Origin of the sequence: Helicobacter pylori NQ4053 (assembly GCF_000274605.1) — a bacterium.
Taxonomy (GTDB): Bacteria; Campylobacterota; Campylobacteria; order Campylobacterales; family Helicobacteraceae; genus Helicobacter; species Helicobacter pylori_CV.
The window spans coordinates 513,721-528,871 of record NZ_AKNV01000006.1 but is presented as its reverse complement, the minus strand read 5'-3'; the positions used below and the strand labels follow the sequence as shown (position 1 = coordinate 528,871).

The window sequence follows — 15,151 nt, the reverse complement described above, 5'->3', positions numbered from 1 at the left end:
CTAATGGATACGCAAACTCCGCCAAATCAAATTATCCCTATTTTTATGAGTTTTGATAAGAATTACGCGCTAGGGGCAGGAGTTTGTCTTTATTCGTTACTCTCCCATGCGAGCAGGCACACAAGCATGATAGACTTTAGCCCTCTCAATCAAAATAACGAGCTTTTACCCGTTAACATCGTGTATAAAATCCATTGTTTGGTTAAAGAGGTTACTTTAGAGCAGCAAAACAAGCTCTTAAAAACCATCGAGCCTTTTAAAAAATTCGCTTCATTAGAGTTTATCAATATCGATTCGCTCGATCATTCCATAGAAAGCTATCTTAATGAATCTTGCTCCAAGCGTTATGGCGGGCTTCTTGTTTTGTGCCGGCTCTTGCTCGCTTCGCTCTTCCCTAATTATTCTAAAATCATTTCCATAGATGTGGATACGGTGTTTTTGGGCGATATTGCAAGCGCTTATTTTGCACTGGATAACGATCCCACTAAGTTGCTTGGCATGGTGAGAGACACTTTTTCCCACCTTTCTTTTGAAGCCTTTTGTGATTTTATTGAGCGCGCTTGTAAGAATTTTAAGATTGATTTTTCACGCTTTAGCCAAAACGAATTACAACGCATCCATCAGGGCTTTAACATGGGCTTTTTGGTAGCGAATTTAGATTTGTGGCGCGAAAATGGGTTTGAAAAGATCGCTTTAGAGTTTTTGAAAACTAGGGGGAAAGATCTTTTTTACCCTGAGCAGTGTTTAATCAATATGGTGTTTTGGAAGCGCATTTTAGAATTGCCTATTTATTATAATTGCTATTCTGATTCTTTCAAAGAGCACTACCCTAAAAACATCATCATGCTCCATTTCATCAGACACAAGCCGTGGCGTTCTGTCAGTTCTTTAAACGGGCGTTTGATTTGCTATGAAGCTGAAGCGAGTTTTTGGCTTGCAAATCTTTTTTGCACCCCTTTTAAAAACGATTTTTTTAAAGAACGCCTTGAAATGGCTAAAGACCAACAAATGCAATCTTTTAAAACCCACATCCGATCAAAAACGATTAGGGATTATTTTTGTTATAGGATAAAAAATATTTTGAAAAAAGTTTTCAAACTCTCTTAAAGGACAAAAAAACGATGAAGTTTTTAAAATTCTTTGCAAATAGCGTCATTTTATTTTATAGTATCATGTAAACTTATAGGGATATAGGGGGTATTTTGCGATACCCTAACCCCTAAGAACGCTTTTAAAAAGTTATCGCACAATTAAAATTAAAATCAAGCTCTTTTGTAATCAGCACCCAATTAGAACAAAGTCTTTCCTATTTTTATAGAATCAGTGATTCATAAAAAGCTTTCATGCCTACGATGATTTTTTAGTGTTCTAAAGCCCTTGATACCCCAAAAATTCTTAGGGTTTATTAAGAATAACATAAGGATTTTAGGATTGCCATAGCTCTAAATATTTATCATATGGAGAATGTTTTAAGTTGTTTGTGCGTTCCCAAAAAATAGGAATTCTTAGCGTGTCTTTATGAGCAATACATTCCAATAAGGCTAATTTTGAAATTTCCACTCCCCTAGAATTTGTCCCGCTTTTAGGAAGTTTAAAATAAAATCCTTTACTTTTAGTTGTTAAAACTCCTTGTTGTATAGCACTAGGAATATAGTAAAACCCTCCCTCTTTTCCCCAACAAACATGCACAAATAAAATGTCTGTATTTGGTTTGTAACTCTCCATAAATTCTTGTATTTTTAAAGCATCAGTAGTCCATATTAGCTTAATGCCGTTCAATGTTTGAGCGGTTTTAATAGAATAAGGCTTATTTAAAACAATTACATCTATTTCTTTTTGTGTGATAGCTAAATCAGTTTGCACATTCTCTTTACCAAAATAATAAAGCATAAGGGCAATAATTACCCTTTCTCTAGCTGAACCAATCTCCATTCCTAATTTACCATCCCTGCTGTTTTCACTTTCTACAAGCTGAAATAAATAAGGTAATTTTTCTTGTATTTTTAATATCATTCTCTCATCATTGAACAATGTTTGCATATAAAAATTCCTTTATTCCTTGCGCTAAATGCCATGCAAAGACAGGTGGCACAGCGTTGCCAATTTGCCTATAAGCTGATGAGGTGCTAGGGTAAAAAATAAAATTATCCGGGAAACTTTGAATGCGTGCAACTTCTCTTGCACTCAAACGCCTATGATTGTTATAGTGGTATTCAATATTGCCATGATGTTCGGCTCGCATAGTGGGAGCGTAGGTATCTTTGTTAATAGCATTATTACCTTGTCCTTTATTGCGTTTAGCCTTAGAATAAAAATGATTAGGCATAGCCCCCTCTGTTAAGTTTTCCAAATCTTTCAATATTTCATACACAAAAGGGGCATGACTTTTCTTTAATATTTTAAAACTAAAAGGCTCTTTAAAGTAACTTTCATTAACGCCTACCATAATGACTCGCTCTCTTAATTGCGATACTCCAAAATCGCTTACTTTCAAACATGCAAAATTAACCATATAGCCTAAGTCTTTAAAGCTATCCAAAATTTTTCTAAAAGTGTTTCCATTATCAATATTTAAAAGACCTTTTACATTTTCAGCAAGAAAAATCTTAGGCTTTAAATCTTTTACGCATCTAATCATACTCTCATAAAGTCGCCCCCTTTCACTTTTTAACCCCTTTCTTTTGCCGGCAAAACTGAAATCTTGACAAGGAAAACCACCCAAAACAATATCAGTGGGCATCAATTTATCAAAATCAACTTCCTTAACATCTTTGCATTCAATATGTGCGTTAAGATTTTTTTGATAGGTTAAAACAGCATTTTTATCTAGATCATTAGCATAAATTATCTTAAAAGGATTTTTAGCATAGTACCGATTTAAAAAGTCAAACCCTCCACAAAATCCCAAATCCAATCCTCCGCACCCACTAAATAAAGAAGTGATTGTAAATTCCAATCAATAATCCTTGTATAAAATTTCTCTATATTCTATCATGGGTTTATTTTAATCTGATTGAGTGCGAAAGCTTCATTTCAAAACCATATATTTTGACACACACTCAAAGATAATGAGTAAGTTGCTGTGCCTATTGCTTTATCAAGCGCTATTGCTAAGAAAGTTAAAAGGTGGAATCAAAAACTATCTAAACACTTAAAAAGACTTACTGAAAACAATCTCTTAGATTCGTATGTCTTAAAAACCATGTTTTCGGTTAGCCCTTTCCCTAGTCTAGCGTTAGCCTTTTGTTTAGTAGGTTATAGTTTTTATTTTTAATTCTATTTTAATGGAGTGTTGGTTATAAAATTCCAAATAAAGCTTTTCAACCCTACCTTAAAATCTTCACTTCTTCTTCTAAATGAATGCCGTATTCTTGTAACACTCTGGTTTTAGCGAGTTCTATCAGATCTAGGGCTTCTTCAAATTCTGCACCCCCCAAATTCACCAAAAAATTCGCATGCTCTTTGGCAAAGCCCACTCTTTTTAAGCGATAGCCCCTTAAGCCCACGCCCTCTAAAAGCCTGCCCGCATGATCGTTAGGCGGGTTTTTGAAACAGCTCCCAAAATTAGGCAATTTGGGGTGGCTTTTGCGCATGCTTTTACACGCTTTTAAAACCCCTTCTCTAAAGCCATGCGTTTTTTTAAACCTAGCCCTTAAAACAACGCCGTTAAACCCGCTGTTGCGATAACCCAGCCCCAAAGCTTCTTTTTCCAGCCATTCATTATTAATGCAAGCGCTTTCTAAAACATTTTTGATTTCAAATTCTTTCATGCCGGCATTCATTTTAACTAACGCCCCTAAAGTGCCAGGCAATTGCCCTAAAAACTCCAAACCCCCTAAATCATTCGCCCTAAAATAATTAAAAATTTTAGACGAGTTGGCCGCTCCCCCTATTTCAACGCATTCGCCCTGATCGCAAATATAATCGTAGTTTTTGCCTAAAAGGGCGAGATTTTTCACGCCAGGAGCGATCAAAAGGTTGTTCGCTAAACCGATAATCTGGTGTTCTTGAGAAATTTCATCATCGTTTTCTAAAACGCTCACTTTTAAAGGCGTGCCGATTTTCACGCTGCTGTAACGGGAAAAATCAATAGTGGTTTCTAGCATTTTCTAGCCTATGATTTTAGGAATGAGCTTGATTAAGGTTTTGGTGTAGTCTAAAAGCATGTTAGTCATCCACGGCATGGTTAAAATCAGCACCCCAATCACCGCTAAAATCTTAGGCACAAAAGACAAAGTCATTTCATTGATTTGAGTGGTCGCTTGAAAAATACTGACTAATAGCCCCACCACTAAGCCCGCTAGTAATACCGGTAAAGAAATCATCAAAGTGATTTTATAAGTCTCAATGGCGAGTTTCATGAGTTGTGATTCCATAACATTCCTTTTATCTTAAGATTTCTTCTAATTGCTGAAAGCTTTGTTCAAAAGGCTGCAAAGCGTTTTCATCTTGCGCTAAAAATTGCTCCATTAAAGCCTTTTTCTTAATCGCTTCATCAAGCTCTTTATCGTTCCCCATTTGATAAGAGCCGATGCGAATGAGCATTTCATTTTCTTTCAACAACGCATACAAACGGCGGAATTTTCTCGCATAAAGGTTTTGAGACTCGCTGGTAATGTCTTTAGCCACCCTTGATGCGGAGTTTAAAATATTGATAGGCGGGTAGATCCCATAATCGGTCAATTCCCTGCTTAAGACAATATGCCCGTCTAAAATACTCCTGGCCTGATCGGCTATGGGATCGCTCAAATCATCGCCCTCTACTAGCACGCTAAAAAAAGCCGTGATGCTCCCCTTATTTTCTTCCTTGCCCGCTCTCTCCATTAATTGAGGCAATAAAGAAAGTGCGGATGGGGGGTAGCCTTTGGAAGTGGGCGGTTCGCCTAAGGCCAAACCGATTTCTCTTTGAGCCATAGCGAAACGAGTCACTGAATCCATGATAAACAACACGTCTAGCCCTTGGTTTTTAAAATACTCCGCCACGCTCATCGCGCAAAAAGCCCCGTATTTGCGCATCAAAGGGCTATCATCGCTCGTAGCGACCACCAACACGCAAGAGCTTAAATCCCCTTTCAGGTTTTTCTCTATAAATTCAGGGATTTCTCTGCCCCTTTCCCCAATCAAAGCGATCACTTTAATGGGCACTAAGCAACCCCTAGTGATCATGCCCATTAGCGTGGATTTACCCACCCCAGAGCCGGCAAAAATGCCCAGTTTTTGCCCCTTACCGCAAGTCAAAAGCCCATCAATGCTCTTCACCCCCACGCTAAAAACCTCATCAATCAAGCCTCTTTTTAAAGGGGCTATAGGCGTTGTAATGACAGGTGCTAATCGTTCATAATCTAGTGCCCCCTTATTGTCAATGACTTGCCCCAAAGGGTTAAGCACCCTCCCTAAAAGATTACGGCCCACAGGGAAATTCAACCCCTCTTTTAAAAACAGCACCTTATCGCCAGCCCTAGCCCCCTCTATAAAGTTAAAGGGCGTGAAACCAAACTGCTCTTTTTCTGCCACCACCACCATTCCCACGCATTCGCTGCCATCGCTTTTTTCAATCTTCACCACATCGCCCACAGACGGGTTAAAACCATCCGCATAAACGATATTGGGCATGATTTTTTTCACGCTCCCGTAGCGAGGCGATAGATCAAAATGCTGATTCAAGCGGTTTTTTAAGGATTTTAGGGGCATTTAAAGCTCTTTAGTCCATAAGACTTCAGCGATTTGGCGCTCATTATTGATCCTATTCACATGCACGATCACATCAATCGCGCTCTTAAAATACGCTCGCATTAGATCTTTATCCAAAGAATGCGTGTAACGCATGCTCAAATTCAGTGAAAGGGCTTCTAAAGTGTTTTGAGCGCTATTAGCGTGAATGGTTGAGAGCATGCCCTTATGCCCGGTGTTTCCTAAACGCAAAAAGAGCGCTGCATTCCTGGTGTCAATCTCGCCCACAATGAGCCTGTCCGGGTTTAAGCGCATGGCCATATTGAGAGCGTCTTCATAATTAAAGCGTGTATTCTCTTGCTTGCCCACTAAAAGCCCCACGCAATTGCTAAACGCTTTTAAATCCAATTCTTGGCTGTCTTCAACGCTCACCACCCTTTCATCTTTATTGACGCAATCTAAAAGAGCGTTTAATAAGCTTGTTTTACCGCTTGAAGTCTCCCCGCTAATGAGAATGTTATGCCCTTTGAGCACTAAATTTTTCAAACTTTCTAGATTGCTTACTTTGAAAGTGAAATCGTCTAAACTTAAGGGCTTAAGCCTAGGCACACGGATATTGAGCGTGATTTGGTTGTTCGTGGTGATGCTAAAGTGATTCGCGCTCACCCTATAACGCGTGAAAGGGATAGAGCAATTTAAAGTGGGGTGCTCTTCATCAAAAAACAACCCCCTAAAACTAGCCAATTGCTCGCAAAATCTCAGCAAAAACGCCTTATTAAAAAGCACATGCCCTCTTTTTTCTCGGGTGTTATTGACTTTATAAAGCCAAAGCTCCTGCTCGGTATTGATGATTAGCTCGGTGATCCCGCTTTCTAAAAAGGGGGTAAAATGGCCGATTAGGGCTTGTAAAACTCTATGGGTTTGTAAAGCTTCCAAAAGCCCTATCCTTTTATCATCGCTCTTTTAAAACCTCTTCGCAGCGCTTGCAAGGGGTGTTTTCTAGCTCGCTTTTGAAACGCCAACACCTGGGGCATTTATAAAAGGGGGCCTTAAAGAGCGTGAATGCTGGCGTTTCGCTTAATCTTTCTTTTGCAACCCCTACAAAGCTTACCATCAGCAATTCTTCTACTAAATTTTCACGCAACGCTTTTTCTTTTACTTCAATAGCGCATTCCAACGAATTTTTAATGACGCCTTCTTTTTTCAAGCGGTCTAACTCTTCATTAAAGGCAGAACGCAAGGCTAAAACGGCTTCAAAATTTTCTGGCTTTTTAAACTCTTTAAGGTGGAGTTTTTCTAAAATATTAATGCCTCTCAAATCAAACACATCTTTGGCTTGTAAAAACGCGCAAAGCACCTGGCTATGCTCTAAAACTTCTTCAATCGTGTGCGTTAAAATCGGGGCTAAAAAGTAGCACAATTGACTGGCCACAGCGAGTAAGACCATTTGAATGGCTTGGCGTTTTTCATTATTTTTGCTATCGCAATACAAGCTATCCTTACAAGCGTCTAAATAAATCCCGCTCAATTCATTGGTAACAAACGCCATTAAAATATTCAAGCCCTTCACAAAGTCATGCTCTTCAAACGCGCTATTGACTCCAGCGCTTGTTGTTTCTAAAGCCTCTAATATAAAATGATCTAAAGGGCTAAAGTCATGGGAGCGTTCTAAATTCTTAAGATCCATATCGCTAAAATTGGCGAGTAAGAATTTAAGGGTGTTGCGGAATTTCTTATAATGCTGTTCTGTTTGAATGAAGAAGGTTTGAGAGACCCTCAAATCGTTTTGATAGTCATTAAACGCTACCCACAAACGCACCACATCGCTCCCATGCTTTTTGAGTAAGTTATCCAAAGACACCACATTGCCCTTAGATTTGCTCATTTTCTCGCCCTTTTCATCTACAATGAAGCCATGCGTAATGACCTTTTTAAAAGGGGCTTGATTATTTAAAACACAACCGATTAAAAGCGAGCTTTGAAACCACCCCCTATGCTGATCGCTCCCTTCTAAGATCACATCGCTAGGGCTTTGCCCTTTTTCTCCATGATAGTCTTCTAAAACCGCCTTAAAGGTGCTACCGCTATCAAACCACACGTCTAAAATGTGCATGATTTTCTCATAATGCTTGGCGTTATCTTGATAATTAGGGGGTAATAAATCTTTTACGCTAGACTCCCACCACACATCACAGCCTTTTTTCTCAAAAAGATTCGCCACATGCTCTAAAACTTCGCTTTCAAAACAAGGCTTATTCGTGCGTTTGTCTATGAAAAAGGCCAGTGGCACGCCCCATTTTCTTTGCCGGCTCAAGCACCAATCAGGACGGTTTTCTATCATGGTTTTTAGGCGGTTTTTCCCGCTGCTTGGCACAAATTCCACCTTTTCAATCGCATCTAAAGCCACTTCTCTTAAGGTTTTTTGAGAGCCATTATTTTGGGTAAAAGGCTCATCCATTAAAATAAACCATTGCGTGGTCGCTCTGTAAATCACAGGCTTGTGCGTCCTCCAGCAATGCGGGTAGGAATGCTCAATCTCTTGCTCTAGCAATAAAGAATCGCCCAATTGCTCTATAATGCGTTTTTGAGCCTTAAAAACATGCTCGCCCAGATAGCTTTCATCTAATAGTTGGTTATGGATAATGCCCTCATCATAGCAACCCTTTTCATCTACGGACATTAACACTTCTAAATGGTATTTTAAGCCTAAATAGTAGTCCTCTTCACCATGCCCAGGTGCGGTATGCACGGCTCCTGTGCCATCTTCTAAACCGACATGCTCTCCTAGAGTGATTAGGGAATCTCTTTGGTTTAAAGGATTGGTCGCTTTCAAGTATTCTAAATCATTGGAATTGAATTCATGCGTGATCGCATTATCCACCACCCCTAAAGCGGCTAATTTTTCATGCAAGGCTTTAGCGACTAAATAGCCTTTTTGGGTGAGCGCATAAACAGCGTCTTTTTTCAAAGCGATCGCCACATTCGCATACAAAGTCCAAGGCGTGGTCGTCCAAATCACTAAGCTCGCTTTTTTGACTTTTAATTTTTCTAAACTCTCCTTTTTCAAACCAAACGCCACGAAAATGGAGGGCGATTTTTTCGTCTTGTATTCCACTTCAGCTTCCGCTAAAGCGCTCTCGCATGCATAACTCCAATAAATAGGCTTATGGCGCTCTTTCAAAAGCCCTTTTTTAGCCACTTCCACTAAAGCCCTATAAATGCTCGCTTCAAATTTAAAATCCATGGTTTTATAAGGATCTTCAAAATCCCCCAAAACGCCTAATTGCAAAAATTCATTCTTTTGGATTTCTAAAAATTTTTTCGCATGATCTCGGCACTTTTCTCTAAACAGCGTGGGGTTTTCTAGGCTTGTTTTTTCTTTTTCTAATCGCTCTAAAATTTGCTGCTCAATGGGCAAACCATGGCAATCCCAACCGGGCGTGTAATAGATTTTCTTCCCCTTAAAATATTCTCTTTTAACGACAATGTCTTTTAAAATTTTGTTTAAGGCATGCCCTAAATGCAAATGCCCGTTCGCATAAGGCGGCCCGTCATGCAAAGTGAAATCCCCATGGTTATCTTTCCTAGCTTGCATGCGTTTGAACGCTTGCTGTTCTTGCCATTTAGCGTAAGTTTTAGGCTCATTAACGCTCAAATTCCCTTTCATAGAAAAGGTGGTTGTGTTTAAGTTTAGGGTGTCTTTGTATTCTTTCACTGATTGATCCTTAGTCTTTTATCTTTATTTTTTTGTTTTAGGAGCGATATAAAGGTGTGTGTCTTTTCGTGGCACATTTTTTAAAGTGGGGATTTGTAAAATCGTGTATTCTTCTATCCCCTTTAAATAGTGCAAGCTAATCACATCGCCAATTTTCACTTCTTTACTAGCCTTAGCGCAACTCCCATTAAGCCACACCGCCCCTACATTGCACATATCTGTCGCTAAAACGCGCCGCTTCACTAAACCCACTGATTGTAAAAATTTGTCTATTCGCATGCGTTTATTTTACCCTATTCTTTAAGTTTTTATCCATAACTTATTAGGGTTTTAGTTTTAGCATGTTAGCATTCAGCCACCACTCTTTTTAAGGAATTTGTTTGAAGTTTCAAATTGTGAGTTTGTTAGCCGCTCTTTTATTAGCCTCTTGCTTGCCCCCTAAAGGCCATCATTCTGGTTTGGTGAATCTTTATATCGCGCATCAGGGCCAAAGCGTGCGCACTTATTGGCGTAAAGTGGATAGAGGAGTTATCGCCAAACACAATGAAGTGCTTGAAAAAAACCCTAAAGCAAAGCTCAAAGACCCTAGAGGGCCTTTATTCATGCTAGGGAGTGAGCGCTTCATGCTTTTATGGAAAAACCGCTACGCTTTAGCCAAAGTCCAATCGTTCAAGCTAGATCCTGGGTTTTATTACTTGGATTCTTTTAGCGTGGAAACTCAAAAAGGCATCTTGCAGAGCGCTCCTGGCTATTCATACACTAAAAATGGCTATGATTTCAAAAACAACCGCCCTTTTTTCCTAGCCTTTGAAGTCAAACCTGACAGCAGGATCATTCTTCCTAGCGTGGAATTGAGCCTGATTAAAACCCCTAGAGGCCTTTTAGGGGTGTTCTTGTTTGACAATAACGAAAAGGGGGCTAATACCCAATGGATTGAAGGGAGCTTGAATTTAAAGCTTAAAAACGCTTCTTTTAAAGACGCATGGGGGTTGGAACGATAAAACGCAAGGCTTTATTTTATGGAGCGTTGGTATTAAAATATTAAAAAGTCTTAACAATATTATTAAATAAAAAATTACTTTTTATAGGCATTGATGAGTATTTTTAACATTAATAAATGTTTGTAAAAATAAAAATCAAGCGTGTTGCGGTGGTTGGATTGGATTTAATGGGTTTGATTAGAATGGGTTAGAATGGAATGATTGTATCTTAAGGTCAAAGCTAGAGACAACCCTAGTCAAGTTGCCCCTAGCCACACCGATATTACTCGTGATGCCCGTGGCAGCAACCTTCTTCTTGATGATGACTATCGCTAGTGCTGCAACAACCTTCTTCATGATGAGAGCTGTGATGGTGATGGTGGTGTTCACCGCCATGATAGTGGTGGTGGTGTGTGTGGTGATGGTGGTGGTGGTGCCCGCCGTGTTGTTCTTCATGGTGTGCCATGATGACTCCTTTGATTAAAAATTTAAACTCTAGCTCACTGGCTAGGATTTTATTCTACAATATAAAATCTAATTAATTGTTAATGAAAGAAAATTTAGCACTAATTTTTAATCCATATCCCCTAAATTTTGAATTATCGCTTGACTAAAACCAACGCCCCCTATTAGAAAAAAGACAAACACCACAAAAAAGTTTTCAAATTTGCTGAGAGAGTTTTTTCTCCCTCAATTGCCCACAAGCCGCTTCAATATCCAAAGCTTTAGATTCTCTAATGGTGCATAATAAGCCTTTGGAGTTTAAAAAATCCGCAAACATTCTAGCGCTCTCTAAACTGGGGCGTTCAAATTTAGAGCCTTCATGCGGGTTGAATAAAATCAAATTCACTTTGGATTTAATGCCGTTTAAAAGTTTTAAAAGTTTTTTAGCGCAATCCAGGCTATCGTTTAAATCTTTGATCAAAAGGTATTCAAACATCACTCTTTTGCGTTGCTCTAAAGGCCATTTCCTCACTTCATTCAAAACGCATTCAATGTTGTATTTTTTATTCAAGGGCATTAAAGACGAGCGCGTTTTGTCATCTACGGCGTGTAAGGATATGGCTAATTGCACGCCTAAATTTTTGCCCGCTAAAATAGGGATTTTATCGGCTACGCCGCTCGTGGAAATCGTGATTCTTTTAGGCGAAATTTGCATGCCAGTATTGAAAATTTCAATCGCTTTACACACCTCATCTAAATTGTTCAAAGGCTCGCCCATTCCCATAAAAACAATGTTGAGCGCTTTTTCAATGGGGAGGTTATTGTCTTCTTTAATGAGTAGGGCTTGCTGGATGATCTCGCTCGCTTTTAAGTTCCTTACAAAACCGCCTTTTTGAGTGAAACAAAACGAGCAACCCACTTGACAGCCGATTTGACAAGACACGCACACGGTGTATTTTTCCCCCTCTAAAATAGCGTTTGTCTCTTCATCAATCTTTTTGTCTTTCATTTTCAACAACACCGCTTCAAAAGTGTGATTGTCTCTTAAAGATTTAAAAAGGTATTTTTTAGAGCCATCAACGCTCTTTCTCACATGCGTGATTTCTATCGTGCGCAAAGTAAATTCTTGTTCCAAATAAGCGATAAAATCTTTTGAAAAATTATTTTGCATGTCTTTAAAGCTTGTTTTATACTTCGCATAGAGCCACAAATAAAGCTGTTTAGCCCTAAAGCTTGGTTTTAAAAGCTGGCCCAATTCCTTTAGAGTGAAATCATAAATGCTAGCTTTCATGCTTTAAGCCCTAATTCTAAAAGTTGGTGCAAGTGCAAGACCCCTAAAACCTTATTATGATCATCTACGCACACTAAAAGCTGGATCTTATGGCGCTCTAAAAATTCTAATGCTTCTAAAAGAAGAGCGTCCAAATTCTTAAAGCTTTTAGGCTTTAAAGTGGCAAAATGCCTCACCTCACTTTCCAAGCTAAGCCCTTTTAATAGTGCCCTACGGACATCGCCATCGCTTAACACCCCCACAAGCTCGTTGTTGTCATTGACTAAAATCGCGCTGCCTAGGCGTTTTTCACTCATTTCTATGAGCGCGTCTTTAAAACTTGTGCTAGGGGCGATTAGGGGGAGGTTCGTGGTTTGCAATAAATCTTTAACCTTGACAAAAAGCTTTCTGCCCAAAAGCCCGCCCGGATGAAAGGAGGCAAAATCTTCTTGGCTGAAGTTTTTCGCTCGCATCAAGCATGCCATTAAAACATCGCCTAACGCTAAGGTTAGAGTGGTGGAAGTCGTTGGAGCGGTGTTGATCGGACAAGCTTCTTTTTTGATTTTCAAGCTCAAATAATAATCGCCAAGTTTAGAGAGCGAGCTATTAGGGCTTTTGGTGAAAGTGATGATTTTATGGCTTAAGCGTTTTAAATGGCTCACCAGATTCAACAATTCCAAAGACTCGCCCCCATAGCTAATCATTAAAATCACATCGTTTTTTTCCACCATGCCCAAATCCCCATGCATGGCTTCTGTGGGGTGTAAAAACGCGCTCCTGTTACCGGTGCTTAGCATGGAAGCAACGATTTTTTGTGCCACTAAAGCGCTCTTACCCACGCCCACTATCACAAGCTTACCCCCCTTTTCTTGGCTTTTTAAAATGAGCTTGACAATCGCTTCCAAATCGTTAGGTTCTTGGAATTGTCCAACGCTTTCTAAAAGCGCACTCGCTTCATCTTTTAAAACTTGTATAGCGGTAGCGTTACAATCAAAAAGAATGGGCATGACAAATGATAGCCGGGTATTTTCTAAACTTTTTAAAGAGCGCTTTTCTGATGAAATTACGAGTGTGATCTTCTAATTTTTTAGGGTTATTCAAAATTTCGGCGTTGCTGGATTTTAGTAACATTTCTAAGCCCCCTTGAATTTCTTTAATCAAATGCTTTTCATCTTTGAAACCCACAAGCCCTAAACTGGAAAATTGAGAGCTTTCTAAAAGCGCTTGTTTGTTTTTATTCACAAAAATCGTAGCCGCAAACACCCCGGCGCTAGCGACTTCTTCTCTTTGCTGCACAATGCTTGTGTCAATACTCAAATTGCTTTGGTTATCCACATAGCTTTTCCCGCTTTTAATCGTGCCGACTTTTTTAATGAACGCAGGACCAACCTCCACCTGATCGCCATCTTCCATTAAATAGATGTTTTTTTCAGGCACCCCGCAAGCAATAGCGGTTTGTTTGTGGCGCGCGACATGGTTATATTCCCCATGCACGGGTAAGAAAAACTTAGGCTTAATGAGTCTTAACATGAGCTTTTGCTCTTCTTGGGCGGCATGCCCGCTCACATGGATATTGTCAAATTCTTGGTAAGCCACTTTGGCTTCTTTTTTGATCAAGAAATTCAACACCGCTGAAACGCTCGCTTCATTGCCAGGAATGGCTTTGGCGGAAATGATGACCAAATCGTTGGGTTTGATAGAAATGTGGCGGTGCTCATCAGTCGCCATGCGATAAAGCGCGCTCATGGTTTCGCCTTGTGAGCCGGTCGTTACGATTAAGACTTCATTGTCCGGGTATTTAGCGACTTCATTGGCTTCAATAAAAGATTGATAAGGCAAATGGATATAGCCCAATTCTCTAGCGATGTCTAGGTTTTTTTCCATAGAGCGCCCGATTACAGCGATCTTGCGGTTGTATTTAATGCCGTATTGTATGGCTTGATAGACCCGGTGGATATTGCTAGAGAAAGTGCTCATAATCACCCTCCCTTGCGCTTCTTTAAAAAGGGTATCAAAAGCCGGTGCTATGGTGCTTTCACTCGGCGTGGTCCCGGATTTATGGGAGTTGGTGGAATCGCTTAAAAGAAGCATCACCCCCTTTTCGCCATAGTGCGCTAAACGATACAAATCCGTGGGCAAATTATCCACCGGAGTGTGATCGATTTTAAAATCGCCGGTGTGGATGATCGTTCCCGCTTTAGTTTGGATCGCCAAAGCGCTGCTGTCAATGATAGAATGCGTGATGTGGATCCATTCAATGATAAATTCGCCCACGCTAATGGGGCAACGCTTTTCTACGATTTTAAAATACGAGCGGTATTTTTTCAAACCATGTTCATCAAATTTGCTCCCGATCAACCCCAAACTCAAAGGCGTGCCATAAAGGGGGAATTGCAACTCTTTAAACAAATAAGGTGTGGCCCCTATGTGATCTTCATGGGCATGGGTGATGATAATACCGGCGATTTTGTCCTTGATTTGGTGCAAGTAGGAAAAATCCGGGATTAAAATATCCACGCCAAAAAGCCCTTCTTTAGGGAAGCTCATGCCCGCATCAATCACGATCGCGCTTTTTGGGGTTTCAATGACCATCATGTTCCCCCCAATCTCGCCCAATCCCCCTAAAGGCGTGATTTTAACGCTCGCTTTAGAGTTTAAATTCATCTTATAATGCGGGTTTAAATGCTCCACTTGGATCTTGTTATTCGCTTCAACGCCCTTTTTTAACTCCTTATGAAAGCCTAAAGTCCCTCTCTCATTCACATGCAAAATTTCCGTAACGCCCTCTACTTTGTTGTTATCCAGTTCTTCTTTGGCGTAATTTCGTGTTTTGGCATGTTTAGGTTTGTGGTGGTTGTTTGGCTTTTTGTTGGGGCGATGCTCTTTTTTATGGTGCGAAGGCGCTTCATGGTTTGAAGACTCTGCGTTTTTTTGCGCGTTTTCTCTGAAACGCTTTTTGCGGTTGGTGAATCGCTCAAACGCCCCGGCTCGCACCTCATGGTGATCTTTTGAATTTTCACTGCTGTTTTCATGGTTTTCATTATTTTGGTTGTTATCAGTCATAACGATTAT

The 15,151-nt window shown here is 39.9% G+C and carries 14 protein-coding genes and 1 pseudogene; 2 read left to right on the top strand and 13 right to left on the bottom strand.

Going from position 1 to position 15,151, the window contains the following annotated elements; genetic code table 11:
* Positions 1-3 precede the first annotated feature (3 nt).
* Positions 4-1,107 carry a glycosyltransferase family 8 protein gene (locus AYS37_RS07690; protein ID WP_000381118.1) on the top strand — a complete coding sequence of 368 codons (1,104 nt, stop codon included), beginning with the start codon at positions 4-6 and terminating at the stop codon, positions 1,105-1,107.
* Positions 1,108-1,425: 318 nt separating this feature from the next.
* Here AYS37_RS07690 and AYS37_RS07685 read toward each other — a convergent pair whose 3' ends face one another.
* From AYS37_RS07685 to AYS37_RS07645, 8 genes are all read right to left on the bottom strand, one after another.
* Positions 1,426-2,040, bottom strand: coding sequence for a ThaI family type II restriction endonuclease (locus AYS37_RS07685; RefSeq protein WP_001193947.1), 615 nt, complete (start codon positions 2,038-2,040; stop codon positions 1,426-1,428).
* Positions 2,021-2,956 (bottom strand): DNA cytosine methyltransferase, encoded by a 936-nt coding sequence (locus AYS37_RS07680; protein ID WP_000397249.1) that lies wholly within the window; start codon positions 2,954-2,956, stop codon positions 2,021-2,023. Before AYS37_RS07680 ends, AYS37_RS07685 begins: the two co-directional genes overlap by 20 nt.
* A 370-nt stretch (positions 2,957-3,326) precedes the next feature.
* Entirely contained in the window at positions 3,327-4,106 is a 780-nt protein-coding gene (locus tag AYS37_RS07670; protein ID WP_000894902.1) for a UDP-N-acetylmuramate dehydrogenase, read from the bottom strand.
* Between the two features lie 3 nt (positions 4,107-4,109).
* Complete coding sequence (gene fliQ / locus AYS37_RS07665; RefSeq protein ID WP_000445741.1) at positions 4,110-4,376, bottom strand: flagellar biosynthesis protein FliQ; 267 nt, start codon at positions 4,374-4,376, stop codon at positions 4,110-4,112.
* Positions 4,377-4,386: 10 nt separating this feature from the next.
* Positions 4,387-5,691, bottom strand: coding sequence for a flagellar protein export ATPase FliI (gene fliI, locus AYS37_RS07660; RefSeq protein WP_001128726.1), 1,305 nt, complete (start codon positions 5,689-5,691; stop codon positions 4,387-4,389).
* Positions 5,692-6,606 carry a CpaF/VirB11 family protein gene (locus AYS37_RS07655; RefSeq protein WP_000387832.1) on the bottom strand — a complete coding sequence of 305 codons (915 nt, stop codon included), beginning with the start codon at positions 6,604-6,606 and terminating at the stop codon, positions 5,692-5,694.
* Between the two features lie 16 nt (positions 6,607-6,622).
* Positions 6,623-9,385, bottom strand: coding sequence for an isoleucine--tRNA ligase (gene ileS / locus AYS37_RS07650; protein WP_000666269.1), 2,763 nt, complete (start codon positions 9,383-9,385; stop codon positions 6,623-6,625).
* Between the two features lie 24 nt (positions 9,386-9,409).
* Entirely contained in the window at positions 9,410-9,664 is a 255-nt protein-coding gene (locus AYS37_RS07645; RefSeq protein ID WP_001217162.1) for an RNA-binding S4 domain-containing protein, read from the bottom strand.
* A 101-nt stretch (positions 9,665-9,765) separates the two neighbouring features.
* On the opposite strand from AYS37_RS07645, the gene AYS37_RS07640 reads away from it, so the two are divergent.
* The gene (locus AYS37_RS07640; protein WP_000671826.1) at positions 9,766-10,386 is read left to right on the top strand and encodes a hypothetical protein; all 621 of its coding nucleotides are present in this window, start codon (positions 9,766-9,768) and stop codon (positions 10,384-10,386) included.
* Between the two features lie 177 nt (positions 10,387-10,563).
* Here AYS37_RS07640 and AYS37_RS08860 read toward each other — a convergent pair whose 3' ends face one another.
* From AYS37_RS08860 to AYS37_RS07620, 5 genes and pseudogenes are all read right to left on the bottom strand, one after another.
* Positions 10,564-10,761: a hypothetical protein gene (locus tag AYS37_RS08860; protein ID WP_241209039.1), complete on the bottom strand. Its 198-nt coding sequence runs from the start codon at positions 10,759-10,761 to the stop codon at positions 10,564-10,566.
* Positions 10,712-10,831: pseudogene (locus tag AYS37_RS09080) on the bottom strand (hypothetical protein); the annotation flags it as partial. The gene AYS37_RS08860 and the pseudogene AYS37_RS09080, both read right to left, overlap by 50 nt.
* Positions 10,832-11,026: 195 nt before the next feature.
* Positions 11,027-12,100, bottom strand: coding sequence for a dual-specificity RNA methyltransferase RlmN (gene rlmN, locus AYS37_RS07630; protein WP_000647758.1), 1,074 nt, complete (start codon positions 12,098-12,100; stop codon positions 11,027-11,029).
* Positions 12,097-13,086 (bottom strand): KpsF/GutQ family sugar-phosphate isomerase, encoded by a 990-nt coding sequence (locus AYS37_RS07625; protein WP_001121934.1) that lies wholly within the window; start codon positions 13,084-13,086, stop codon positions 12,097-12,099. Before AYS37_RS07625 ends, rlmN begins: the two co-directional genes overlap by 4 nt.
* On the bottom strand, positions 13,070-15,142 hold the full coding sequence (locus AYS37_RS07620; protein WP_000131662.1) for a ribonuclease J: 2,073 nt from the start codon (positions 15,140-15,142) through the stop codon (positions 13,070-13,072). Before AYS37_RS07620 ends, AYS37_RS07625 begins: the two co-directional genes overlap by 17 nt.
* Positions 15,143-15,151: the final 9 nt, after the last annotated feature.

Excerpts from the sequence above, each read along its gene's own strand:
- fliQ (WP_000445741.1), bottom strand. The coding sequence starts at position 4,376 with ATGGAATCACAACTCATGAAACTCGCCATTGAGACTTATAAAATCACT.
- fliI (WP_001128726.1), bottom strand. The coding sequence starts at position 5,691 with ATGCCCCTAAAATCCTTAAAAAACCGCTTGAATCAGCATTTTGATCTA.
- AYS37_RS07620 (WP_000131662.1), bottom strand. The coding sequence starts at position 15,142 with ATGACTGATAACAACCAAAATAATGAAAACCATGAAAACAGCAGTGAA.
- AYS37_RS07685 (WP_001193947.1), bottom strand. The coding sequence starts at position 2,040 with ATGCAAACATTGTTCAATGATGAGAGAATGATATTAAAAATACAAGAA.
- AYS37_RS08860 (WP_241209039.1), bottom strand. The coding sequence starts at position 10,761 with ATGGCGGTGAACACCACCATCACCATCACAGCTCTCATCATGAAGAAG.
- rlmN (WP_000647758.1), bottom strand. The coding sequence starts at position 12,100 with ATGAAAGCTAGCATTTATGATTTCACTCTAAAGGAATTGGGCCAGCTT.
- AYS37_RS07670 (WP_000894902.1), bottom strand. The coding sequence starts at position 4,106 with ATGCTAGAAACCACTATTGATTTTTCCCGTTACAGCAGCGTGAAAATC.
- AYS37_RS07645 (WP_001217162.1), bottom strand. The coding sequence starts at position 9,664 with ATGCGAATAGACAAATTTTTACAATCAGTGGGTTTAGTGAAGCGGCGC.
- AYS37_RS07690 (WP_000381118.1), top strand. The coding sequence starts at position 4 with ATGGATACGCAAACTCCGCCAAATCAAATTATCCCTATTTTTATGAGT.
- AYS37_RS07625 (WP_001121934.1), bottom strand. The coding sequence starts at position 13,086 with ATGCCCATTCTTTTTGATTGTAACGCTACCGCTATACAAGTTTTAAAA.